Source organism: Thermococcus sp. 5-4, from assembly GCF_002197185.1.
Lineage (GTDB): Archaea > Methanobacteriota_B > Thermococci > Thermococcales > Thermococcaceae > Thermococcus > Thermococcus radiotolerans.
Window position 1 is genome coordinate 951,613 of sequence record NZ_CP021848.1, and the last position, 25,146, is coordinate 976,758.

General features: G+C 56.5%; 14 protein-coding genes. 8 read left to right on the forward strand and 6 right to left on the reverse strand.

Translation table 11 applies throughout. From position 1 onward, the window contains the following. Both CDI07_RS05330 and CDI07_RS05335 read right to left on the reverse strand, forming a co-directional pair. Positions 1 to 1,065, reverse strand: coding sequence for an ATP-binding protein (locus CDI07_RS05330; protein ID WP_088180622.1), 1,065 nt, complete (start codon positions 1,063 to 1,065; stop codon positions 1 to 3). Positions 1,066 to 1,132: 67 nt separating this feature from the next. Next, on the reverse strand, positions 1,133 to 2,188 hold the full coding sequence (locus CDI07_RS05335) for a M20/M25/M40 family metallo-hydrolase (RefSeq protein ID WP_088180623.1): 1,056 nt from the start codon (positions 2,186 to 2,188) through the stop codon (positions 1,133 to 1,135). A 149-nt stretch (positions 2,189 to 2,337) separates the two neighbouring features. Between CDI07_RS05335 and CDI07_RS05340 the strand changes: the two genes are divergently transcribed. Next, a complete protein-coding gene (locus tag CDI07_RS05340) occupies positions 2,338 to 3,057 on the forward strand; it encodes an MBL fold metallo-hydrolase (RefSeq protein ID WP_088180624.1) in 720 nt (239 codons plus the stop codon). Then, positions 3,057 to 3,302, forward strand: coding sequence for a DUF504 domain-containing protein (locus tag CDI07_RS05345; RefSeq protein WP_014011649.1), 246 nt, complete (start codon positions 3,057 to 3,059; stop codon positions 3,300 to 3,302). Before CDI07_RS05340 ends, CDI07_RS05345 begins: the two co-directional genes overlap by 1 nt. Here CDI07_RS05345 and CDI07_RS05350 read toward each other — a convergent pair whose 3' ends face one another. Continuing rightward, positions 3,303 to 4,277, reverse strand: a complete 975-nt coding sequence (locus CDI07_RS05350; RefSeq protein WP_088180625.1) for a DUF835 domain-containing protein — start codon at positions 4,275 to 4,277, stop codon at positions 3,303 to 3,305. Between the two features lie 73 nt (positions 4,278 to 4,350). Between CDI07_RS05350 and CDI07_RS05355 the strand changes: the two genes are divergently transcribed. From CDI07_RS05355 to CDI07_RS05370, 4 genes are all read left to right on the forward strand, one after another. Beyond that, entirely contained in the window at positions 4,351 to 5,109 is a 759-nt protein-coding gene (locus CDI07_RS05355; RefSeq protein WP_088180626.1) for a YchF/TatD family DNA exonuclease, read from the forward strand. Positions 5,110 to 5,120: 11 nt separating this feature from the next. Then, entirely contained in the window at positions 5,121 to 5,417 is a 297-nt protein-coding gene (locus CDI07_RS05360) for a DUF3216 domain-containing protein (protein WP_088180627.1), read from the forward strand. 231 nt (positions 5,418 to 5,648) lie between these two features. Beyond that, complete coding sequence (locus CDI07_RS05365) at positions 5,649 to 17,819, forward strand: right-handed parallel beta-helix repeat-containing protein (protein WP_088180628.1); 12,171 nt, start codon at positions 5,649 to 5,651, stop codon at positions 17,817 to 17,819. Then, entirely contained in the window at positions 17,816 to 18,622 is an 807-nt protein-coding gene (locus tag CDI07_RS05370) for a CGP-CTERM sorting domain-containing protein (RefSeq protein ID WP_088180629.1), read from the forward strand. Before CDI07_RS05365 ends, CDI07_RS05370 begins: the two co-directional genes overlap by 4 nt. A gap of 8 nt (positions 18,623 to 18,630) precedes the next feature. Here CDI07_RS05370 and CDI07_RS05375 read toward each other — a convergent pair whose 3' ends face one another. Continuing rightward, positions 18,631 to 20,172 (reverse strand): dihydropteroate synthase-like protein, encoded by a 1,542-nt coding sequence (locus CDI07_RS05375; protein WP_088180630.1) that lies wholly within the window; start codon positions 20,170 to 20,172, stop codon positions 18,631 to 18,633. A 61-nt stretch (positions 20,173 to 20,233) separates the two neighbouring features. Between CDI07_RS05375 and CDI07_RS05380 the strand changes: the two genes are divergently transcribed. Continuing rightward, entirely contained in the window at positions 20,234 to 20,947 is a 714-nt protein-coding gene (locus CDI07_RS05380) for a DUF72 domain-containing protein (protein ID WP_088180631.1), read from the forward strand. Positions 20,948 to 20,964: 17 nt separating this feature from the next. On the opposite strand, the gene gyaR is transcribed toward CDI07_RS05380, so the two are convergent. Then, positions 20,965 to 21,969 carry a glyoxylate reductase gene (gyaR, locus tag CDI07_RS05385; protein ID WP_088180632.1) on the reverse strand — a complete coding sequence of 335 codons (1,005 nt, stop codon included), beginning with the start codon at positions 21,967 to 21,969 and terminating at the stop codon, positions 20,965 to 20,967. Positions 21,970 to 22,028: 59 nt separating this feature from the next. Between gyaR and rlmD the strand changes: the two genes are divergently transcribed. Beyond that, the gene (gene rlmD / locus CDI07_RS05390) at positions 22,029 to 23,291 is read left to right on the forward strand and encodes a 23S rRNA (uracil(1939)-C(5))-methyltransferase RlmD (RefSeq protein WP_088180633.1); all 1,263 of its coding nucleotides are present in this window, start codon (positions 22,029 to 22,031) and stop codon (positions 23,289 to 23,291) included. Between the two features lie 21 nt (positions 23,292 to 23,312). Here the strand turns inward: rlmD and infB are convergent, their stop codons facing one another. Then, positions 23,313 to 25,106: a translation initiation factor IF-2 gene (infB, locus tag CDI07_RS05395; protein WP_088180634.1), complete on the reverse strand. Its 1,794-nt coding sequence runs from the start codon at positions 25,104 to 25,106 to the stop codon at positions 23,313 to 23,315. Between the last annotated feature and the right edge of the window lie 40 nt (positions 25,107 to 25,146).

Consider the following 25,146-nt stretch of genomic DNA (forward strand, 5'->3'; position numbering starts at 1 on the left):
TTACCTAAAGGCATGCTCCACCAGCGGGTCGGGGATGAAGTAGCCCTCGATGGTCTTTTCCAGATAGCCGTAGCGGACGAGGTTGTTGAGGACGTTGGAAAAGTTCTTGTCGTCTATTCTCTTCCCTTCAAGGAGTTCAACGGTCTCCTTTATCTCCTTCCAGCGGTGTTTTCCGTTGGCCACCGCCCGCATTGCCAGCTCATAGCGGTGGGAGAGCTTTTCCAGGGCAGAGAATTCCGCAAGGATTAGCCTTCTCGCGTCCTCTTTGAGTCTGTTCAGCGCTTCCCTGTGGGACATGCCGAGGTAGCGGTTGTAGCCGTAGAGGGTCAGCCAGCCGACTATTCCGTCGAGCTCACCAATTGCCTCCCCGATTTCGTCTTCCGGAACGTTCATTCCAACCTCTTCAAAACCCCTCATGAGGAAATCTCTGCTCTGCTTTCTCTCAAACCTTTTCAGTCTTATCTCCCTGTGGGCTCTTCCAAAGAGGGCTGATTCTGGATCATGGAGGCCCAAAAAATCCTCCAGCAGACCTATCTCCGAGCCCGTCAGGATGAAGCTCACGTTTTGAAGTTCGTCCATAGCCCAAGCTATTAGCTCCGGGTACCTTGAATTTGAGAACCTCAGGTACTGGGCCTCATCGATGGCTATTATGAAGCGCTCTCCGATGGAGTCTATGCGCTCAAGAACCTCGTGAAGACTCACGCTCCTGTCAACGCTCAGTTCTATCCCCAGTCCCCCAATACGAACCCCTTTGAGGGATTTTAAGGTCTCTTTGGCACGTTCCTTCGTGGAGCCCTTGAGGTAGCCCTGAAGTATGAGCTTCCCGATGGCTTCTTTTGGAACGCTTCCGAACTCGGAGTAAACCTTTCTTGCATCAATCTTAACGCTTCTATAAGGGAGCTCGTTTAGTGTAACGTTCAGAAGGGAGCTCTTGCCGAGACGCCTGATTCCGAGGAGCACTATGAGTGAGAGGCCCTTCTCTATCGAGTTTTCAATCAGAGAAAGTTCCTCCTCGCGGTCATATAGCTCCTCCCTTCTCATCTTGGGTTTAGGGTTGAACAGCATACCCCCCACCAGTAACTGGTGGGGGGTCTTGCTTAAAAAGGTTGGGTCAAAAGGGAAAAAGAAAGACTCATCCGCCTTTCCCGTAAATCTCGTTCAGGGCTTTCAAAAACTCGCTCGCCGTAACGACGTCCCTGACGTCGATGTGCTCGTTCTTGGTGTGCGATATGTCGAGGTTGCCGGGCCCGAAGACTATGGTTCTGGTACCGTTGTACATGAAGTTTATGGCGTCTGTCCAGCTTCTCATTCCGCCGAACTCGTCTATGTCCGTGACTTCCATGGCCTTTTTGGCAAGCTGGACGATCTCCTCATCCGGCTCAAGCTCGTAGCCGTCCCATATCTCGGTGTACTCGTACTTTAGCGTGTACTCGTCGAATATGGGGTCGAGCAGGTCGAGTATGTCCTCGACTTCCTGATCGGGCAGGAGCCTCGCCTCAAGCCGGCCGCGGCAGAGGGCGGGGATGAGGTAGACGGGGTTCTCGCAGACGAGCTCCTGGATGCCGATGTGTGGGTCGAAGTACTTGCCCTTGACCTTGAAGGGCTCGAGCTTCTTCATCTCCTCGAGCATCTTGTAGGTCTCCTCTATGGCGTTGATGCCGCTCTCTGGACAGGCACCGTGGGCTTCTTTGCCGTCAACTTCAAAGTAGGCCTCGATGTTGCCGGCATGGGCAATGTGGACTTCCAGGTCGGTCGGCTCTAAAACGACGGCCATCTTTGGTTTGTACCTCTCCATGAAGAGTGCGCTTCCTCTTCCGCCGTGCTCCTCGTCGCTAACGAAAACTATGCCAGCGTTAAGTTCTTTCCCCTCCTTGCGGAGGTTCTCGAGCATGAGGAGTATGGCAGCGGCGCCGCCCTTGATGTCGCTCGCGCCGGTTCCGTAGACGATGTTGCCCCTCACGAAGGGCTCCGCGCGAATCGGTATCGTGTCGATGTGAACCTCGTAGAAGAGCTCGGCATCGGGGTTAACGACCAGGTCTATTATCTGGCCGTCGCTCTCGATGTGAACGTCGTAGTTCAGCTTGTGGAGGAACTCCATGATGTGGAGCATTATCCTGTCTTCCTCTCCCGATGGGGAGGGTATCTTCAAAAGCTGAAGGAGTATCTCCTTCGCGCGCTCGGTTTTCATTTGGGTCACCTAATTCAACCTCTGCGGTTGAGTTTATAAACATCCCCGCGTAAACAGATAGGGCGATGAAGAGTTTAACCCCTCCCGACGGGGTTTGCTCCCCGTATGAGGAGGCGGTCCCCCCTCGAGCCCCTTTTGGAGGTGAAAGCGTGAGGATAAGCTCCATCGAGGAGTTCCCGAGGGAGCTGGTGCCCGTCGAGATTCCTCCCCACACCATGATGCTGAGGGGCATAGGCTGGGACTCGAACGTCTACCTTGTGAGGGACGGGAGGGAGGCCCTCGTAGTGGACACCGGCACCGGCGTTAACTGGCACGTCTACGCCGAGATCTGGGAGAGGGAAGGCCTCCTCAACGGTGTTGAGAGGGTCACGATATTCAACACCCACGAGCACTTTGACCACGTGGGCGGGAACATGGCCCTGGCGGACTGGCTGAAGGGGAAGGGCATGGCGGTTCTCTTCGCCGCCCACGAAACCACGGCAAAAACGCTGGAGAAGGGGGACGACTACGTGATTCTGGCATATTCTTACGGACGGAGGTTCGAACCGCAGAGGGTTGACCTCCACATGAGAGAAGGCGATGCGCTCAAAGTCGGCTCCCTGGAGCTTGAGCTGATCCACACGCCCGGCCACACGGCGGGGAGTTCGTGCCTCTACCTCGACGATGGTGAGACCCGGATCATGTTCACCGGGGATACGGTCTTCAACGGCACGGTTGGCAGGACGGATTTGCCGACCGGAAACGGATGGAAGCTCCAAGAGAGCCTCGAAAGGCTCAGGGATTACGACGTTGACTTCGGCCTTCCGGGGCACGGCTGGGTCATAAAGGACTGGAGAGGAAACATCGACGAAATCCTGGGGTGGCTCTGATGCGGAAGGGTTCCGTGAAGGAGGTTCTGGCGAAGCTCAAGTACGACCCCCGGGAGGACGAGGGCGATTACTACGTCATCATAGAGCACCGCGGTGCCTACGGTGATGTCAAGAAAATCCCCGTCGAGATGATAGAGCTCGGTCACGGCTACTTCTTCGTCGGGGACGCCCAGATACCGTACCACCGTATCCTGAAGGTCGTTAGAAAAGATGGGAAGGTAATATGGGAGACCAGAAAGCTCTGATCAGGAGACCTCTCTGAGCTCCGAGGTGAGGAGCGCCCACTCGCGGGGGCTGAACGCGTCCTTAACTGCCGTGGCCAGGATGTAGCCGTCGTAGAGGAGTGCGCAGTCCTTCAGGTAAAGCACGACGTCCATCATGCTCTTGAAGCCGAGCTCAAGCGCGAAGTAGCTGAGGTTCTGAAGGAAAACCGCGCCCTTTTTGTCACCTTCGGACGTCTTGCCCAGAAATCCGCAGAACCTCTTCTTGAGCAGGGGTATCTCGTCGGGGCGTATTGAACCCTCGACCTCGGTTCTGGTTATCCACACCACGCTGACCTTAGTACTGTCCAGCATTTCGAGGAACTTCTCGGGCTTTTCCCGTATGGCCACCGACAGCTCAACGCCGCTTTCCAGAAGGTCTATGAGGAAGTACTTTGCCTTCAGTTCATCGGTGAAGAGGTATCCCCCGGGCTCAAGCTTTTCGGGGGTTATCTCCTTCTCCTCAAGGGAGAGTATGAGCTCGTACATCTTTCTGATTGAATTGTAGTGATCCTCCTCCATCGCGGCCAGGTTGAGCGCGAATGCCCTCGTATCTTCGTCCTTGGCAACCCTGGCCAGAAGCTCGTAGGTCTTCTTGGCGAACAGCTCGCTTTCCATGCAGTACTTGAGGGCCGAGATGTAGTCCTCGACGCTCTCAAACTCAGGATAGAACGGGGCCACCTCAACGGGGGGAGCCTCAACCTTCACCGGCTCCTCGTCGGGGTACATCTTCTTGAAGAGCCCGTACAGCCAGTCGTGATGGCCCTTACTGTCCTCGCTCATCTTGATGAACAGCGCCTTGATGCTGGCCCTCTTGGCCTTTTCGGCGAGTTTGGCGTAGTACTTCGCCTCCTCTTCCTCGTTGAAGATGGCGTAGCTCAAAAGCTCCTTCGGAGACTTATCCCTAAGCGCCTCCACTATCTCGTCCATACTGATTGTGGAACCCTCCTCGTTTTCCATGATACTTTGACCTCCGGTGAATAATCACCCAAACAACGGAAAAGCTTTTCTATCCATCCATGAAGCGAGAAACATGCTTGACGCCCACGCCCATTTCGAGTTTTACAAAAAGGACGCACCGCGTATGATAGAAGAGTGCAGAGAGGAGCTGAAGGCCGTTGTGGACTCCATAACGGAGTACCGCAAAGCCCACGTCTGGAAGAGCTGGGAAATGTTAAAACCCTACTTCGGATTCATCTTCCCCACACTCGGATACCACCCCAACGAAGCGAGGAGGGGCAACTGGGAGAAGGTGAAGAAGGTTGAGGAGTTCATCCTGGCCCACAGGGACGAGATAGTGGCGATAGGCGAGATAGGGCTGGACTACCACTACGCGGAAAACGAAACTCAGAGGGAGAACCAGAGGAAAATTTTCCTGCATTTCCTGGGGCTCGCCGTTGAACTCAACCTCCCCGTCGTCATCCACGCTAGAGAGGCCGAAAGGGAGGCCTTCGAACTCGTCCAGAGAGTTGGAGTTAAGGCGTACTTCCACTCGTTCTCTGGAAGCGTTGAGCTGGCGAGGGAAATAGCCGATAACGGACACACCGTCGGAATAAACACGGGGATAGTGTTCATCCCAGAGGTGAAGGCCGCGGCGGAGGCACTTGGGGTTGAGGATATGCTGGTGGAGACGGACGCGCCCTATATGAGCCCGGTAAAGGGGCAGAGGAACACTCCATGCAACGTCCGTGTTGCCATTGAAGAGGTGGCAAAACTTAAGGGCTTGGAGTTCGAGGAAGTCGAGAGGGTAACCGAAAGAAACGCCGTGAGGTTCTTCGGTTTGAAGCTCTAGGGGGTGTTGATGTGGACGTTCCTGAGATTGGAGAACTGAGGGAGCTGTGCGAGAAACTCGGAGAAACAAGCCTTGTCGGGAGGATAGACTCATTCGTGGCGCTCAACGAGGGGCTTGAGAGCAAGAAGGGGAAGGAGTTCATAGAGGTCTCCCTCCTCGGCTTCGCCGAGGGCATCCTCGTGAGCCTGATGAGGAAGTATCCCGATGACGAGAGGGTGAGGAACCTCCTCGAAAAGGTCAGCAGGAGAAGGGCGGAGCTTGATGCCGCCTTCAGAAAACCGAGGATGCAGATCTTTGATGAAACGTAATTGGGACAAAATACACATTACTGGCCAGTGCTGGGGAGAAAACGCCTATTGTAGCTTTTTTAACATTTTGGAGATTTACCAAAAGCTTATTATACTTTGGAAGCGTAGTTAGGCCTATGATACCATGATGTAAGGAGAGCCTCGGACTGCAGGCTCAAATAACACCGTTGTTTTAATCACTTGGCCCAAGCTCAACGCAGCCCGGCTCTTCTTGCGTTGGAGGTGCCAGGTATGAAAAAAAGCACACTCTTCCTTGTCTACCTTTTAATCAGTTCATACCTAAACGTGGGCTTCGTCGGTGTTTCCCACGTTGTCCAGGCCCAGGGAACGTACGTTTTTCAAGACAACTTCAACGACAACAGCCTCGATGCGACGAAGTGGAGCACCGATGTGGTGGGCGACGGGAACAGCGTTACTGAAGCCAACGGGGAGATTCAGGTGGTTACCTACGGCCACGGCGGATGGGACTCCGGACACGCACTATTGAAGAGCCGGGAAATTGACGTCAGCAACTGGAGTTCCGTGAGTTTCGAGGCCGAGTGGGAGTTCCTCGACCCGTACACGGCAGAGATGCTCGTCCACGTCGTTGATCTGGACACCGGAAAATACGTTGGAGTGCACTACATAAGCTGGCAGGGCCCAAAAATATCGTACAGGTACGATGGCACGTCTCAGACGGAATATCGTGAAATTCCAACCAGTTACGTTCCGTTCAAGATTGTGATCTACAAGGACCGCTTTGAGTTCTGGGAAAGCGGAGTTCTCGTGAAGACCATCTACACCACCAGCATGGCGGGAACCACGAGGTTCCAGTTCGTTATGGGGGGATGGGACGCCTCCTCCCTCGAGTCGCATATGGACTTCGACAACGCTGCCGTCAGCTACACGGAGGAGCAGGTGGGTGAGGAGCTTCAGGTAACCATCCTCTCGCCGGAGGAGAAGATATATAACACCACAACGATAGACCTGAACGTCACTGCCAACAAGCCGGTTGACGAGTGGCGCTACTCCCTCAACGGCGGGAAGAACATCACGTTCGAGCCGAACACCACGATAACCGGCCAGGATGGAGAGAACCTCCTCGTGGTGTACGCCCTCGCCGGCGACGAGACCGGGATGGCCCAGGTGAACTTCTACGTGAACGCGAGCGAGAAAGACGAGACGCCGCCGGGGACCGTTAGAAACCTGGCCCACGAAGTTGGGGCGGACTACATCCACTGGACGTGGGACAACCCGGAGGATGAGGACTTCGAAACGGCGCTGGTCTACGTGGACGGAAAATTCGAGGGCGAGACGGACGAGGGTGAGTGGTGGCTCGACGAGCTCTCACCCGGCGAGACGCATACGGTTGGAATCCTCACGAGGGACTACTCCGGGAACATCAACACCACGTGGGTGAACGACACCGCAACGACGCTCACCCCTGCAGAAACGGTTTATGTAAACGAGAGCGGCTGGTGGTACGAGGGCGGGAGCCTCAACCCCAGCGAGACGCCGCTCCAGGACGGAATAAAGAACGCGGTCGAAGGTGGAACGGTCGTAGTCCTCTCCGGAACGTACCCGGAGAGTGTGGAGATAGACAAACCCCTCACCGTGGAAACGAGCGAGAGCGCCCGCGTTACCGGTGATGGCTCCGAGTGGGCGAACGGAAGGAAGCCAGTCTTCTACGTGAGCTCCGATAACGTCACGCTGAGGGGATTCGTCATAGCCTCGTCGGTCTCGAACATTGGAGTCTGGGTGGATGGCGTCGAGAACTGTACGATTGAGGACAACACGGTGACGATAACCGAAACCGAGGACAGTGAGCGCTACGGAATCTATCTCAGCTACGGCGGGAACAACGTTGTTAGTAACAACGACGTGAGCGTTTCGGGCTTCCAGGGTGTCGGAATTTACGTCTACGAGGAAGAGAGTGAAGCCAGCGACGTCCACGACAACACCCTCACGGTTAGGGGAGATAGCGCCGACGGGATAGAGGTCTTCTACACCTCGGCGTGGGTTTATGATAACACTATCTCGATAGATGGGGTGGACGAGAACCCCGGCTACGCGCTCTACCTGTACCTCGCGGGAGATTCATTTGTAGACAACAACGAACTGACGACCAACCTCTCCGAGACGAACGCCTGGGCAATAACAGTCATCGGGGAGTTCAGAGGGTCGCTGAGCGGTGACCTGATAAACGGAATCCAGACCGAGATAGTCTGTCCAGGAAACTGTCTCGTGAGGGGCGTTTCTCCGGAGAACCGGCCGGCACCGCCGGAGGGCTACGGCGACGTTGGGGAGTACCTCGAGATAGACGTGGACAGCTGGCTCCATCTGGGCCTCTATTACGACGATTCGTCCCTTGGGAGCCTTAGAGAGGACAGCCTCCAGATATGGCACTTCAGCGAGGGCTGGACGCTCGAGGGAACGAGCGGGCACCATTTGGACACGAACAAGAACCTCGTCGAGGCCAACCTGACGGGGTTGGGCATCTTCGCGCCACTCGCCCAGGAGGAGAACGACATCATCCCACCAGTTCTTACCTTCGTTGAGCCGACGCCAAAGGACGGCTCCCTGATCGGTGAATCCAGCGTGGTGATAAACGTCACATCGAACGAGAACCTCGCCCTGGCGACCCTGGAGTTCGACGGGGCAAACCACACGATGCTCGGCTCGGGAAGGGACTGGTACTACCCGATGAACGTTGCGGATGGTGTTCACACATTTAGGGTTTACGGCCAGGACCTGGCCGAGAACAACGGGACGAGCGAGGAGAGGAGCTTCGAGGTTGACACGAGAGCCCCTGAGTATTCAAACGTCGGCCAGGATGTGGAAGGCCTTCCGCCGGGCGGAGAGGTTCACGTTCATGCCTTCTGGAGCGACCCCCATCTTCGGGGGGCTGTTCTTTACACGAACATGACCGGTCCCTGGGAGATCTTTGATGAAGTGGTCTTTGAAGGAACGGAAGGCTGGAGCAATTTCTCTATAACCCTCGACGAGCCAGGGCTCTACTGCTGGAAGATTACTGGATACGATGCCCTGGATCACGAGAACACCACCCCTGTTCACTGTTTCATAGTTTACTCCCCGCCGGAAATAGTCTCGTACTCACCGGAGAGCCCAGTCGAGAGCTACGTCGGCGATACCGTCGAGTTCTCGGTAACCGCGGACCAGACCGTAAACGTCACCTGGTACCTCGACGGGAGCGTCGTGAAGACGGAGGAGAACGTTGGAGCATCCACCTACACGAACTCTGATGTGGGAGAGGGAGAGCACAGCGTCAGGGCCATCGTTGAGAACTCAAACGGCTCGGCGAGCCAGTTCTGGGCGTGGTACGTCTACCCGCGGCCGGGTCTCACCGTGAGCTTCGTGGAACCAACTCCAGAGAACGGGGCGATGCTCAACGTGAGGAAGATTATCATCAACGTCAGCTCCTCGCTCGATCTTGACAACGCCACCCTAGCGTGGAACGGCGTCAACGAGAGCATGAGCGGTTCGGGAAGGAGCTGGTGGGTTATCAAGGAAAACCTCGCGGACGGAACCTACACCTTCCGCGTTTACGGCTCGGCCGAAGGAATGAACAACGCCACGGAAGGGAGAACGGTGGAGATAGACGCGACGGCCCCAGAGTTCATCGAGTACGGCCAGAGTAAGGAGGAAGTGAGCGCTGGCGACGACGTTGAGGTCTTCGCGAGGTGGAGCGATGTCCATCTCGACGGGGCCGTCTTGACCACGAACGCGACCTTCGTTGATGGAGCCTTCGTATGGAGCGAGGTACCGCTCCAAATCGCCGACGGCTGGAGCAACGGGACGATAAGCACCGACGAAAACTTCGCCGGGAAGGTTTTCTGCTGGTACATCAGGGCGAACGACACCTTCGGGAACGAGAACGAGACGCCGGAGCTCTGCTTCAGGGTCACCGAACCGTTGAGGATAGTTTCATTCTCGCCTGAAGTGGAGGAAATCACCCTCGGGGAAAACGAAACGGCGGCATTCTCCGTAGCGCTCAACCAGGTGGCGAACGTCACGTGGGCCGTCAACGGGACAGCTGTTCTGGAGGAAGAGGGGAACGGCTCGACATACATTAACTCCAGCCTCATCATCGGCCTCTGGAACGTCAGCGTGAGGGCCGAGAACGGGAACGGCGCTGTGAGGCACTGGTGGCTGGTGCGGGTGAATCCACCTGCGAACGAGCCCCCCGAAATCTGGTTCGTCCCGCCGACGCCGGAGAACGGTTCTTTACTCGGCTTCTGGTGGGTTTCCTTCGCGATAAACTCCAGCGAGAATCTCACCTCGGCCGTCCTTGAGCTCGATGGCGTTAACCATACCATGAGCGGCTCGGGAACCCACTGGGAGTTGAGCTTGGCCATAACCAAAGATGGCCCACATACGTTCAGGGCATATGGGACGGACGAAGGGGGAGTAACTGGGGTCAGTGAGCAAAGAATCATGGAGACGGATATAACCCCGCCGGATGTTGAAGTTACCCTGGCGAATCTGACCGTTATTGCAGAGGCTGGGGATCAGATATACACTATCGCGGAGAGGCTCTCAAACGCCGGGGTCTGGATCAACGCGACGGACTCACATCCAGGCTGGTACACCGTGGACTTCAACCCGGACGCGAACACGCCCCAGGTCGGCTGGTACAGGCTCGATGAGGGCAACTGGGAAAACGGAACTCCGTTCTTCATACCCTTCAACACCACGGAAGAGGGCTATGTTATCTACTTCGTCACCGTCGCAGATGGCCTCGACAACTACGACTACGACAAATACTTCTACCTGACAGTCAGGGACACGACTCCTCCGGAAAAGATAACTTACTTAGGGGTCTATCCCTTTGTCGGTGGCGCGGAAATAGGCTGGCTGAACCCGAACGATGAAGACTTCAACCACACCGAGCTGTGGATAAACGAGACGCTGGTTGGGAACTTCACGGGGGAGCCGGGCTCGATGGGAGGATACACCGCCCTCCTAACCTCAGGACAGACCTATAACATCTCCGTTGTCCCGGTTGACAGGTACGGAAACAGGGGAGAAGCTACGTGGAAGAGCGTGACAATACCATATCCGAGCCTGAACGCGGGATACATGTCTCCAACACCTGCCGATGGAGCTGAGCTTTCCCCGGACACGAATGAGATAACCGTTAAAGTTTCTTCGCAGGATAAAATAAGCGCCTGCAGGGTGGTCTGGGACGGAAAGAGCTACAGCGCCTCGGTTACCTACCGCTGGGTCAACGAGATCGATGAGAGGGGGAACGTTCATTCAAAGCTCGTTTACACCTGCGAGAAAACCTTCGGCGGGCACCTGAACGGGGAGCACTGGTTCTATGCGGTTGTCTATGATAGCTACGGCCACTTCAAGGACCTGCCCATGAGGCACATCAGGGTTCTCTGGCCCTGCTTCGAGAACTGCACCATTGAGCTGACATCGCCGAGGGGCAACGTGATGAACCTGCTCGTCCCCATCAACTTCACGATGAGAACCAACGCCCCGCCGAGCAACTACACACTCACCATAGAAAACATCAAGCACACGGAAACCTTTACGCCGAACGTGAGCTACTCCTGGGTGGACGACCACCTCAGCCTGAACGGAAACTTTCTGCTGGACTTGAGCCCCTTCATGAAGGAGCTTATGGAAGAAGGGCCCCGCGGGGAGCTTTTGAGTCTGGTTATCACCGCCACGGATTCCTGCGGGAAAGAGCTGAGGGCAGAGACGGAGTTCTCCGTATGTTCAGGCAACGAGAGGCCGGAGCTCGCCGTGAAGGTTGATGATGAGGCCAGACCCGGCGAAGAGGTTATCCTCCACGCGGAGGCCAAAGACAAGAACGGAAACCTGAAGGGAATCTACGTCTCAATCAACGGCGGTGAATACATGGATTACAGCGAGGACATGGACATATCGCCGTACCTCCAGCCGTACGCAAACAACGTGATACGGGTGAAGGCCGTTGACACCTGCGGGGCTGCGACCGTTGAGGCCTTTAAAGTGAGAATCTCCGGCCCGCCGGTTCAGGGCGACTGGCTGGTGAACAACACCCAGTTCTGCTCCGGGAGGAGCTATACCATCAACGGGAGTCTCTTGATAACCAGTAGGGGTTCCCTTGAGCTGAGGAACTGCCAGATTAACGTCCTCGGTGGGGGCTTGGAAGTAAACGGAACGCTGAAGGTTCTCCAGGGCTCGCTCATCCGGGGTACTTCCCTCAACCTCTCCGGCGAGAACGGGAACATAGAGGTATCCGACTCAAGGCTAAGCGGATTCGAAGGAGGAACCTTCACGGGCAACGCCGAGTTCACTCGCTCGGTCTTGGATGGGGGATTCAACTTCAGTCTCTCGAACGTCACGGTGATGCTGAGCCACGTGAGCGGTGAAATGACCGTGAGCGGAAGCTTGAACGTTGAGAACAGCGTCTTCCACAGCGGGATAGGGCTCACGTACCTCAGGCCCGCATGGAACTCCCCCGGCTCGCTGAGGGTAGTCAACAGCACCTTCCGGAACAACGACTTCGGAATAAAGTTCCTCGGGGTCGCCTCTGACTGGCACTGGACGATGGAGACCCTCCTAATCGAGAACAACCGGGAATGTGGACTCTATCTTGAGGCCCCCAGCTATGGATACGCCACCGAGGAACTGAAGAACGTGACCCTGAGAAACAATGGAAAAGGCGTTTGTGCGAAGAACGTTCGCCTGAGCTTCATGGATTCGCTGATAGAGTCCAACGGGGACAGGAACTTCGAGCTCGACCTGGGCAACAACTGGATTTACATCTACAACACCAACATCACCGGCAGCGAGTACGCGTTCCACGCCCAGAACGTCGGTGGAATCGAGCTTCACGACGTTAACCTCACCGGCGACGTATCCCCGTACCCCGTGTACCTGATGGTCTACGTCAGCGAAGGAAAGATGAGCACCTTCGAGAGCGGAAGGGCCGGCAACCTCTACGCCCACGTGAACGGTGAACTCAGGCTGAGGAGCTACACGGTTGAGGGGGGCAAGATAGAAGTCAGGCCTGAAGGAACTCTCCGCGTGGAAGACGTTGACGGGATACCGGCCACGAACGACCTCGACGGGGACGCGAGCGTTCTCAGGAACATGGTCATTGAGGGTCTGAGGAGCAACACCGGTCAGTCTCACATCGTAATCCTGAACTCAAGGCTCGAAGGCTCGACCTTCGGAACCCTCTCGACCGATGCCCTGATTAAAGGCTGCCTCATAGACGGTGGGAGGGTCTCCTTCAGCACCGGGATGTCTTGGAGCCATTGGAGCACAGAGGTCCGGGGAACTGCCGTAGGTGAAAACGCCGAGTGGTTCTACTCGACCACCCAGCCTGCCGATAACTGGGTTTACACAATGGGGACTACTGGGATGAGTGCCGGAAACGCCCCCTTCTCGGCCGACGAGTACCGCTCAGGCTTCACCGATGGAACCGAGGTGGGGGAGTTCACGGACCTCTACCTGAAGAAGGTCGTGAACTTTGAAAAACTGCCGGTCCAGGCGTGGCTGAACTACTACGCGATAAGCGGCGTTGAGATATACGTTAACGGGAAGAAGGTCGTTGACGAGCTGAACCACGAGGCGCAGCTTTCCTTCGTCCAGGGCTGGGGCGGGGGGAGGATAAGCGCCCACCCGCTGATGGACGTCGTTGACGTGGCAGGCTACCTGAGAACCGGGGAGAACGTCATAGCAGTTCACGTCAGGAGCCCGAACCGCTATCCTTACCTCCAGCTCGGTGCCTTCAAGAGCACCCTCCACACGGTAAGCGGAGTCGCTGGCCTGAGGGACAGCGTTGTAAATGCACCCGTTTACGGCAGTGCGGCGAGGCTCGTCATAGCCAACGACGAGATAAACGGCAACATAACGTCCTCGTTCTACTCAAGGGTACGGATAAGCGGCTCCAGAATCCACGGGAGCGTCAAGGCCAGCGGGCGCATGGAGATAGAGAAGAGTGAGGTAACCGGGAACGGAACCGGCTACGGAGTCTGGTCGGAGAACCCCTTCGATGTCATCATCAACGAGAGCACGATAAGCGGCTTCGAGTATGGACTTCATCTCCATCCAATGGGCTCCAGCGGGAGCGTTGAGGTAATCTCCAGTACGATAACCGGAAACGAGGTGGGACTCTGGGCATATAGGGCAGGTGTTGACGTAAGGGACAGCTACGTTATGCACAACACCAAGGGCATGGAGCTCCTGAGCGTTAACGGAACCATTTACAACGACCTGCTCTTCGACAACGACGTCGGAATCGACATCTGGGCATCGGGGGGAGAGAGCACCCTAATAGACCACGACACGATAACAGGAGGAAACGTGGGGATTTCAATACTCCAGGGAAGTGGCGGTGCCGTGGGCTTAACCAACAGCCTCGTCCAGAACAACGGACTCGGGGTTCTCATGGGTGGGAACGCGGTTCTCACGCTGGAGAACAACTCACTCGTGAACCGGAAGGGCATCCACCTAACCACGGGCGCCAGAGCAATCACCATCAACAACACCGACTGGGGAGGCCACGAGCCGCGGCTCGTTGAAAACTTCACGGGCGGGACGATGTACACCGCGAGCGGCGAAGTGGAGACGAACTACGACATCCTCGACGAGAACGGGGCGGTTTCGCCGGGAAGCACAGTTAGCACGGGTCCAGACTGGGGCTCCAGCCTTCTCGGCGTCTCGCTGGACGTGTACCCGATGGAAAACGGCAACGTTAAGGGCGTTATAAGCCTCGCCGGGGGAGCGACCTCTCGGAGTTCCATAATAGCCGTGAACTACACCCTCATATACAACGGTACAGAGGAGCTTCTCAACGAGAGCTCTCCAAATTCCAGGGAGTACTACGGCTACATAACGCTCGACACCGTCGGGAAGAACCTCACGGGGACAGGCTATCTGAAGTTCACCGCCAAGAACGCCGAGGGGACGAGCATCAGCGCCGTCAGGAAGGTGTACTTCAGAAACGTGGACATAAAGATAGTGTCCTACTCAATCAGTCATCCGACGGCCGTTTACGTTTATAGAAGAGATCCAGATGTCTTTGGAACGGCCATTCCATACGACGAGCGCTTCGCGAACGTGAGCGTTCTCCTAAAGAACACCGGGGGACTTACAGGCGTCGCAAAGATTGAGCTCGTTCTACCCGAGTACATCGAGAGGCACACCGGAAAGGTGAGCCTCCTAGTGGCGGTTCCAGGGAACATGGAAGGCTACTTCAACGCCCTCATTCCGATAACGGATTTCGATCCGATAACCCTGACATGGGACCCCCTCCCGGACGAACTTCCGAGCGACGGGAAGATTCCAATTAAGATACGGCTCTACGACCTCGATGGTGTTCTAAGGGATGAGAGAAACGCCACGATAGAGTTCGACCTCGGGCCCGTCTTCAAAATAAACGAATACAAAGCCTACGTTTATACGAGGCAGTGGTGTCAGCAGACCGGCAAGTGCCACGTCAAGAAGTACGACCTGAACACCTACACCTATGACGGCGACGGGGATAAAAACCTCGAAGCGGCAGAGAGCCACCATTTCGACCTTGAGATTCAGAACATCGGCGATAGAGAAATTTACCTGTGGTATCTCAACGTAAGGGACTACATCCCGGAGCGCGACCCTAACCTACACAACAAGCTCCTCAAGAGGAACTCCGTCATGCTCCTCCATGGTGCCGACAAAACGTTCATGGCGGACGTCTGGGCGAAGAACCTGACGAGGCTCGTCAAGCCTGGTCAGGTTAGGTATGTTTATGGGGCCTGGATGCCCTGGTGGTGGGACAATCCGCCGAAGTACATCCCACCGGTGAACTTCTCAGGCGACTACATGAGCACGGTTAACGTGCTATACTACGAGACCATCAACGGACAGCCCCTGCCCGGCTACTACGTGACGATACCGATAAACTACGTGGAAACACCCGTGAAGGCCCTCGACAAGAGCTTCGTGCCCTTCACAGAGAACGTCGGTCCCGTTCAGGTTGACGTCATAGGCGTGAACGGGGACAAGACCTATCTAAAGCTCAAGAACACGAACGAGAACGTTTACTACAGCTACTACGCCGAGGGCGACTACGACATGGAGCCGGAAGGCTACGTTTGGTACCACGTCATCCCGCCGGGTTTCGAGTTCAAAGCCATAGCGGACCACAGCAAGGAACCCGGAACGGTCATACCCCACTACCGCGTTACCGTGGGGGTCGAGTACTCGCTCCTCTTCAACGAGATAGACCTGATAGCGATAGGCGTGGAAGGGGCGCTCGGCGTGTACGACATCGACGTTCCGGTGAGGACCATAGTGGCGGCCATAGCCAAGAGCATGCTCAAGATAACCAACATCGTCGAGAACATAGACTTCCCCGATGAGGACAAGAACTTCACGTGGATGGCCCAGAACTCACCCGAAACCAACGCCCTCATCGAGGCCGACGACGCGACCTACGCGGCGGTGATAAATCTCGACACGATGGCAAGACTGGAGCAGAACTACGGCATGGACAGGGCTTTCTATGAGGACGTTGCCGATTTCGAGAGCCTCCCCCTGCCGGAGGAAGTCGAGATCGTGAAGAAGTACGGGACTGCGATAATAGGTGATGAGGACCTTCAAATGCTGCTCCTTGAAACTGTGCTTGAGATAGTGGACAGCGACACCCTGAACGACATCTACAAGGAAGCCCAAGACGCCGCCAATCCGCCATCGCCGGAGGAGGAGATGACCGAGGAAATCAGCGAGAACTCGAAGAAGGCTGCCAAGGAGATAGCGCAGGAACTGATAGTCGAGGAGCTCAAAAAGAAGAAGTCGTTCCAGTCCCTCTCACCGAAGGAGCAGAAAAAGGCCCTGAAGGACGCAAAGGGCACAATAGCAGCGGCGGTAGACACGTTCATAACCCTGGGGGAGTGGGCCTTCTACAACATCTACGCCACCCTAACTCAGCCGCTTCCAATGAGCATACAGGTGCTTGACCCGCCGGCGAACTATACGGTTGAGGCCCAAAAGTTCGACACCGCGATACTCCTCGGCGGCGAGGGAGGAAGCCTTGACGGCTGGGGCAACGTGAGCCTCACCTTCGGCGAGCCGGACGTTTATAGGGCAAAATACGTGGTTCCAACGCCCCTGACGAGAATTGGGCCACTCTTCAATGGAACCCTTGAAGGCATGAGCGTTGGGATAACCGGAACCAGAAAAGGGGCAATGCTCGGCGAGGTCAGAATGGAACTGAGACCCGACCCACGGAACGCATCCATGGTCTTCGCGCTCTTCAGGAACGAAGCCTTCGCCAGGGCTTTCGTGAGCCCATACTTCACTAAGGTTGATTCCCTCGATGTAGAAGTCAGGGACAATGCAATAATCCTGACTGCCAGGGGAGAGCTCGTCGCCCTACCAGAGGACGAGGGGATACACATCACGATGGAGGCTGGAAAACTCTTCACCAACGCGACCATCGAGAGGAGGGGTACCTACAGAGGCTCGGTCGAGCTGACGCCGGCCTTTGGGATAGACCCATCCAAAGTGGAAACCGCCGTTGGAGGGAGCGTCAAGGTCTCTGAGGGCAACGAAAACGGAAGCATCTTGATAGCCATTCCCGAGAATGGAAGCTTAGAACCACCGGAGGTAACCGTCACACCCGAGAAGCTCTATACCGGCGGAAGGATTAGTATCGAGACGTCAAAGCCGTGTTCCCTGAGCTGGAAGCTCGGAAACTTCACCGGAAGCGGGGATTTCGTACCGACCCGGGGACTGAAGGCAGGAAACTACACCCTCACTGTGACCTGCCTCTACGGGAACGTGACGGAGGAGAAGAGCTTCACGGTGGAACTGATGGAGAAGCCTATAACGGAGAACAGAGCCGATGGAGACATAGTATCTGGCGAACCCGGTAAATGGGTGCGGGTCTCGACGAAGACGGACCTCTACAGGTTATACTTCCTTCCAAAGGTGAGGGTGAGCGGCATGGTGGCGGTTTACCAGAAGCCCGGAGATGTTGAGGCACCGAAGGGCTACGACTACGTCACATACTCCATCTTCAACGTCACCCATCCGGAGAACTGGAGCATAACCAACGCAACGCTCCGCTTCAGGGTCTCGAAGGAATGGCTCAGGGCGAACAACGTTAGTAAGGATTCCCTGCTCCTGCTCCACCTCGAGAACGGCTGGGTCGAGTACGAGCCTGTGTTTGAGTACGAAGACCTCAGGTACGCGTACTACAAAGTCAGTGTCCCATCCCTCTCCGTCTTTGCGGTGGCCGAGAAGGTCAAGGCGGAAGAGCATGAGACACCCACGGAAACACCGGTCCACACCGAAAGCTCAACCGAAACGACGTCAACACCGGCACCAGAAGGAGGAAACGCTGCCTACTACCTACTCGCGGCGCTCGCGATCCTGGCGCTGATTGGGGTTTACGCATACAGGAGGCGGTGAAAGTGAGAAGAGGTCCGTTTTTGCTCCTTTTCCTGTTTCTTTCAGGCCTTCTGGCATTTTCGGGACTGACTGCAGGAAACCCTTCGGGGAAGGTGGCATTCTACGACGACTTCAGTTCGGGAAGCATAGAGGGAAAATGGACCCTCGATATCGCGGGAAACGGTAACAGGTTCAGCGAGGAGGACGGTGCGGCGGCTTTCGAGACCTACGGCCTCAGGCTCAAAGACTATCACAAGGAGCACGCCTTCCTCAGAAGCAGGGTGATAACGATCGAGAACTGGGATTCCATAACGTTCTCCGGCATGTGGAAGTTCACGGACCCGGGAACGGCCGAGATGTGGTTCCGGGTCTATGACCTTGACTCCGGAAAGTACCTGGGGATGCGCTACATAAGCTGGCCCTCGGACAAGATAGCCTACGATTTACCCGGCGGAGCGCTCAGTGAGGCCCGGAGGATTCCCAGGGAGTACAAATCCTTCAAAATCGTTCTATACAAGGACCACGTAGAGTTCTGGGAATCAGGGGAGCTGATCAAAAATGCCTCAACAGGGGAGTTTGGAGACGCTACCCATTTCCAGCTCCTCATCGGGGGATGGGACGACAGCCCACTGAAATCCCACATGTACATCAGCCAGGTTGGGGTCTCCTACGAGTTCACCCCTACGGAAACCGAGACCCAGTCCCCAATCGAAACTTCGAGTCCAGAGAAGACATCGTCCACCGCCAGCAGCAGCTCAGGAAAAACCTGCGGGCCCGGCATAATGGCTCTCATAGTAATTCTCGCCGCAATTAGGAGACGCTAGCGCCTCTTTCAATCTTTCAGGTAAAAATCCGGGAAGAGTTCAACCTCCTGGACGTAGCTCCTCCTCAGCTTCAGCGCCGTTTTAGCCCTCTCAAGCTCCCTGCCGAGGTAGAAGGCGTGTCTCGGGCTTATCTCAAAGCGTTCAAGGATAGTGTCGATTATCGCGTTCGGTTCGTCGCCAACGATTGTTAGAACCGCTTCGGTCCCCCGGTGGGCATTGACCCAGATTTTGCCTCCCTCAACCCAGACCCGGAAGTAGACCGGTTCGAGCTCAACGGACCTCTCCTCCGCCTCGACAATCTTCCCGGCAGGCTCAAACCGCCAGTCCGCGGCCCTCTTCTCTTTTAAGAGAAGCATGCCGAAGCCCAAATCCTTTGGCATCTCAAAGAGGTTCATGTCCACCGCCCTTCTCAGCTCCCTCACCGAACCTCTCGCCTTGGCGCTCGTCTCGGTCGTGAGGAGGAGGTTTATTGAAAGCTCCTTAGCGATTCCAGCGAGTAACGCGTTCATCCCGACGCTGTCCGCGTCGTAAAGCTCGACCACGTTGCCAACGCCGGCCAAAAGAACGTCGTTCGGATTCCTCTCGCGGTAGAGCTGGAAGGCAGTAAGGGAGCGCGCTAGATGAGGGACATGCTCGAGGATTAGGTCGGGAATTACCGTCCTATAACCCAAATCAAGGGCTCTCCCCCTGAGGTTTTCAAGGAACTCGACCCTCTCCAGCGGCTTGACCGGGAAAAAGCCCCTCTTCTGGTTGGTCGGAATTAAAACGACGGGTTTTTCCGTCACGAGCCCCTCAAGGTTGCCCTCGTCGACGCTCAGGAAGAGGTCTGCACAGTCGAGGGCCCTCTCAATTTCTGCCGTGTTGAGGGAATCAAAGCTTATCGGGACTTCGAAGCCCTCTTCACTGAGCCTCTCTCGGATTTCGGGAATCAGCTCGATGAAATCGGGATTCGTCTCACCCGCGACCATCCCGATGTCGATTATATCGGCCCCCTCGCGGAGGTAGTAGAGGGCCTTCTCGATGGTCTTTTCAATCCCAAGCTTCGGGGCATCCACCACTTCCCCCAGAATCCTCGCCGGGAAGTCCCTTCCCGCGGGAAGGTTGCCGATGAGGACGTTCCACGGCTTTTTGAGGGCCTTCTCGATGTAGCGCCGGTTTTTGGTCTTATTTCTGATGTCCTCGACCCTTTTGAGGGCATCGAAGGAGAAGAGCTCGTCGGCGGGGAGTTCCTTGCTGAGCCTGAAGCCTTCACTCAGGGCTTTAAGCGTCTGGGGGATGTCCATCGCGTTCCTCGGCCCCTTGAAGGTGGGGATTCCGATTTCGTCCTCGATGAGCTGAGCTGAACCCCGAACGAGGCCGGGAATCAGAATCAGGTTGTAATCCTCACTCTTTATGCCGGCCTTTTTCAGGTAGCGGACTATCATCTCTGGAGTAAGGAAGGCGGCAACGCTGACCGGAGTAACGAAGACGTCGCAGCCTTCTCCGTACTTCCTCACGAGGGGTTCCGCGAGTTTTCCTGTGACGAGGAGGATTCTCCCGGATGGCTTCATGGCTGGAAATTGGCCCCGAAAGTATTTAGGCTTTTGGAAGAAATGACCAGTGGTGGTGGGAGTGATTCACGTCGGAACCTGCGGCTTCTGCGAGAGCCACGCAAAGTACTACCGCGATTTCAATGCTATAGAGGTGCAGCAGACATTCTACCGGATACTTCAGGAGAAGACGCTCGAACGCTGGCGGAGGGAAGCTCCGCAGGAGTTCACCTTCGCCATAAAGGCCTTTCAGGGCGTGACGCATCCGCCAAACAGCCCGACGTGGCGCAGGAGCAACGTGAAGCCGAGAAGGGAAGTCGGCCTGTTAAGGCCGAACAGCGAGGTGCTCCACTTCTGGCGTTTGACGCTGAGGGAAGCAGAAATTTTAAGGGCCCGCTTTATTCTGATCCAGCTGCCGAAGAGCTTCAGGGAGAGTGAGGAGAGCTTCGCCAACGCGGAGCGCTTCTTTGAGATGGCGGAGCGGGGGGACTTCGAGATAGCGGTCGAGCTGAGGGGCTGGAGCGAGGAGGGGGTAAAACGCTTCGTGAGGGAGTTCGGGGCCATAGACGTCACCGATCCCCTCGTGCGGGTTCCCCTACACAGAGGTGATGTGAACTACTACAGGCTTCACGGCCGCTACGAGAACGAGCGGATAATCTACAAGCATTCCTACAGCGACGAGGAGCTGAAAAAGATAAGGGAAAGGGTTCTCGGCTGGAACATCTCCGAAAGCTTCGTCTTCTTCAACAACTCGGACATGTGCAAGGACGCGAAGAGGTTCAAGGCAATTCTCTAGCTCATCTTATACATGGTTCACTCAAACCCAGGCTTCCTGACCTTTAAGACCTCCCTGTTGACCAGCGTCGGCGGGACTTCGCCGTTCTTGAAGGCTATCAGGTTCCTCGCAACGAGTTCGGCCATGCCCTCCCTCGCGCCGTGGGTGGCGCTGCCTATGTGCGGGGCCAGAACCACGTTGTCCAGACTGAAGAGCTCCTCGTGGTAGTAGGGCTCCTCCTCGAAGACGTCCAGGCCCGCCCCGGCGATCCAGCCCTCTTTGAGCGCCCTCACGAGCGCCTCCGTGTCGACGACCTTTCCGCGAGCTACGTTGACGAGTATCGCGGTGGGCTTCATCAGCTTAAGTCTCTCCTCGTTTATCAGGTGATGGGTTTCCTTGGTCAGTGGAACGGCTAAGACCACGAAGTCGCTCTCGCGCAGGAGCTCTTCGAGGGGCTTGAACTCAGCGCCGAGCTCCTTCTCAGCTTCCGGCTTCCTCGTGCGCGAGTTGTAGAGGATTCTCATTCCGAAGCCCTTGGCGCGTCTCGCTATCGCCTGGCCAATCCTTCCGAAGCCGACTATGCCTATCGTCCTGCCGTAGACATCGTAACCTAAGAACATGAGCGGGTGCCAGGCAACGCCGCGCCTTTTCCACTCGCCGGAGCGGGTAAATCCGTCCGCCTCGACGAGCCTCCTCGCGGTGGCAAGGAGGAGAGTCCAAGCGAAGTCAGCGGTGGCGTTGGTGAGAACGTCGGGGGTATTTGTGACGTAGATTCCCCTCCTGGTCGCTTCCTCAACGTCTATGTTGTCGTAGCCGACGGCGTAGTTGGCCACGATTCTAAGCCTAGGAGCGGCATCGAAGATTTCCGCGTCAATCCGCTCGCTGAGCATGGTGACGAGGGCATCAACGTCGCGAACCTTCTCTAGCAAGACTTCCCTCGGAATCTCGTGCTCGTCCTCCCAGACCTCAACCTCGAAGTGCTCCCTCAGCATCTCGATACCGTTCTCGGGAATCGCGCGCGTGACGAATACCTTCGGCATCACCTCCACCTCCGCCCGAGAGTATGCGAGGGATATAAAAACCCTGACGGTGACTCCCAAGCATGCCCCTGAAGGGAGAGATAAAAGCCCTGAGCGACGAGGGCCTCGGCGTGCTGGAGAGGGGTAATAAGGTCATTTACGTGCCCTTCGTCTATCCCGGCGACGTGGTGAGTGTGAAGAAAACCCGGAGGCGCTTCGGTAGGAGGGTAGCCACGGATTTTGAGCTCCTCGAACCTTCACCGCTCAGGCAGACCCCGAGATGTTCCCACTTCGGAGCCTGCGGGGGCTGCCTCTGGCAGGGTCTGAGATATGGAGAACAGTTGGGATTCAAAGCCGAACTCTTTGAGCGGATAACCGGAATAAGCGCCCCCATCAAAGGCTCGCCCAATATCTGGGACTTCAGAAACGTAAGCAACTTCATCGTGACCGTCGAAGGGATAGGACTCAAGGAATATGGGGATCCCTTCGGCGTGGTTAATCTTTCCGAGTGTCCGGTTTTCTCGAAGAGGACGTCCGAATACCTGCGCGCCCTTCGGGCTTTTTTGAGCGAGACTGGCCTTGAGCCATGGGACTTGAGGAGAAAAGCCGGCGACGTTCACTACCTCCAGGTCAGGGAGGGTAAGTTCACGGGCGAGGTCATGGTGAATCTCGTAGCCCATACGAAACCATCGGAGGAAGTTGCTGAGGTCTTCAGGGACTACTTCTCCTTCGTGGATTCCCTCTACTGGAGCCTCAAGACGAACGGAAGGGACGACCCGAAGGGAGAGCCTGAGCTTCTGGACGGCGAACCTTTCATACGCGAGAGAATCGGTGATGTGACTTACCTCATCCACCCCAATTCATTCTTCCAGACCAACAGCTATGCCCTACGGTTACTCCTCAAGGCCGTCGAGGGCTTTGCCGATGGCGAGAGAGTTCTCGACCTGTACTCCGGCGTTGGAACCTTCGGCGTCTGGCTGGCGAAGGGAGGCTTTGCCGTCGAAGGTGTGGAGCTGAACCCCTTCGCGGTGGAGATAGCCAGAAGAAACGCTGAACTGAACGGGGCCCATGCCGTATTCAGGGTCGGCCAGGCAGAGGAAACGCCGATCGGCGACTACGACACAGTCATAGTTGACCCGCCGAGGAAGGGGCTGAGGGAGGCGGCTGAGCTCCTGGTAAAAAGCGGCGTTGAGAGGGTCATTTACGTCTCCTGCAACCCAAAGGCGTTTCGGCTCGACTACGAGAACCACCTGAGTAAGGCTTACAGGATTGAGGACGCTATTCTAATCGACATGTTCCCTCACACGCCGCACGTTGAGGCGGTGATATGGCTGGAAAGAACTTGAAAGAAAAGAGGGCAACGGGACTCAAACCGCCTTCCAGAACGGGTCCTGCGGGGCCTTGACCTTCGCCGTCATCTTGAGGGCCCTTATGTCGGTCTCGTCCAGCTCGTTCTTGAGCTGCTTGGCAAGGATTATGACGTCGTTCTTGCTCAGGTCAACGTAGAGCGTCTCGCCGGGGTGGATGTGCCTGCCGACCATCGCGCCCTCGATGGCTATCGCAACGGCGTCGCCCTTCTTGGCCTCCTGGACGAAGTCGTTCTTGTTCTTGATCGACTTGATAACGCCGACCTTCTGGCCGTTCTGCTTGATGAGCGTCACTCCAGGCTTTATCCTGCCCTCAACCACCTCGATGCCGACTATGGCCGGGTGGCTGCGCCTGAATACGTAGCGCTCGTCCGGGTAGAGCCTTATGACACCCGGGAAGGTGACCTTGCTGAGCAGCTCGCGCTTCTTTTTCTCCTCCTCCGCCTTGACCCAGGCCTCGTAGTCCTCGATGAGCTTGTAGATGATGTTGCCGGTGAATATCGGCACCCCTTTGGCCTTGGCGACCTCCGCAGCGTCCTCGTTCACCTTGACGTTGAAGCCGAGGACGACGCCGTACTTGGGCTCCTCGTCCTTGACGCTCAGGGCCTCCATCACGTCGGTCTTGCTGATGTTCCCGACGTCGGCCTTCCTTATCGGTATGTTCTTCTCCTGGAGCTCCTTGCTGAGGGCCTCGAGGCTTCCGAGGGTGTCGGCCTTGACTATGACGCCCACCTTGCCGGTGCTTATGACGACGCTCTGTATCTGGCCGAGTATCTCGGCCTTGGCCCTCTCGACCTCTTCCTCCGAGCGGGCCGCTATGACCGGCGAGCCGGCTAAGGCTTCCTCAAGACCGGGTGCGGCTATCTTTATACCCGCGGCGGCGGCGACCTCGTCGACCTGGTCGAAGCGGAACCTCGGGTCGCGTATCTCATCGAGGGGCTTCGGCTTGAGCAGGGCGCGGATTTTCGTCACTATCGCTTTGTCTTTGCCTCCAACGACTATCGTGTCGTCCTTCCTCAGAGTTCCGTCGTAGATTATGACGTCTATGGTGGTTCCGAGGCCGAGCTCTTCGCGCACTTCAAGGATCGTGCCGCGCGCCGGGCCCTCGACCTCGATCTTGAGCTTCTCCTCGAGGTACTTCTGGCTGAGACCCGCGATAAGGACGAGAAGTTCCGGAACGCCTATACCATACTTGGCTGAAATCGGGATTATGGCAAGCTCGCGCGTGAAGTCCTGAACCCTGTCGAAGCGGTTGGCGTTGAAGCCCATCTCATAGAACTTTCCGATGAGTTCCCAGAGCTTGGTTTCAAGCTCCTGTTGGGCCCTCTGGTCCTGCTTCTTGATGTTGACTAGGAACGGCTCGTCCTCCTCGACCTTCCAGCCCTTAATCCTGTCTATCTTGTTGGCGGCCACGATGAAGGGGGTCCTGTTCTTCCTGAGTATCTCGATGCTCTCTATCGTCTGCGGCTGGAAGCCCTCGTTCACGTCAACTATCAGAACCGCGAGGTCTGCCAGGCTCCCACCCCTAGCGCGGAGGCTGGTAAAGGCCTCGTGACCGGGAGTGTCTATGAAGAGCAGTCCCGGGAGCTTTATCTCACCCTTCCAGAGCTTGATGAGCGGACCGGCCAGCTGCTTGACGGTCTCGATCGGCACCTCCGTAGCGCCTATGTGCTGAGTTATTCCGCCGGCCTCTTTGCCGGCGACGTTCGTGCGCCTGATCCTGTCGAGCAGGGTTGTTTTTCCATGGTCAACGTGACCGAGAACCGCTATGATAGGCTGCCTAATCTTCTTCATCTCCCTCACCTCTAAGCCTAACTCCGGCGTGGCCTTTTAA

Excerpts from the sequence above, each read along its gene's own strand:
- CDI07_RS05330 (WP_088180622.1), bottom strand. The coding sequence starts at position 1,065 with ATGCTGTTCAACCCTAAACCCAAGATGAGAAGGGAGGAGCTATATGAC.
- CDI07_RS05335 (WP_088180623.1), bottom strand. The coding sequence starts at position 2,188 with ATGAAAACCGAGCGCGCGAAGGAGATACTCCTTCAGCTTTTGAAGATA.
- CDI07_RS05345 (WP_014011649.1), top strand. The coding sequence starts at position 3,057 with ATGCGGAAGGGTTCCGTGAAGGAGGTTCTGGCGAAGCTCAAGTACGAC.
- CDI07_RS05350 (WP_088180625.1), bottom strand. The coding sequence starts at position 4,277 with ATGGAAAACGAGGAGGGTTCCACAATCAGTATGGACGAGATAGTGGAG.
- CDI07_RS05355 (WP_088180626.1), top strand. The coding sequence starts at position 4,351 with ATGCTTGACGCCCACGCCCATTTCGAGTTTTACAAAAAGGACGCACCG.
- CDI07_RS05365 (WP_088180628.1), top strand. The coding sequence starts at position 5,649 with ATGAAAAAAAGCACACTCTTCCTTGTCTACCTTTTAATCAGTTCATAC.
- CDI07_RS05375 (WP_088180630.1), bottom strand. The coding sequence starts at position 20,172 with ATGAAGCCATCCGGGAGAATCCTCCTCGTCACAGGAAAACTCGCGGAA.
- rlmD (WP_088180633.1), top strand. The coding sequence starts at position 22,029 with ATGCCCCTGAAGGGAGAGATAAAAGCCCTGAGCGACGAGGGCCTCGGC.
- infB (WP_088180634.1), bottom strand. The coding sequence starts at position 25,106 with ATGAAGAAGATTAGGCAGCCTATCATAGCGGTTCTCGGTCACGTTGAC.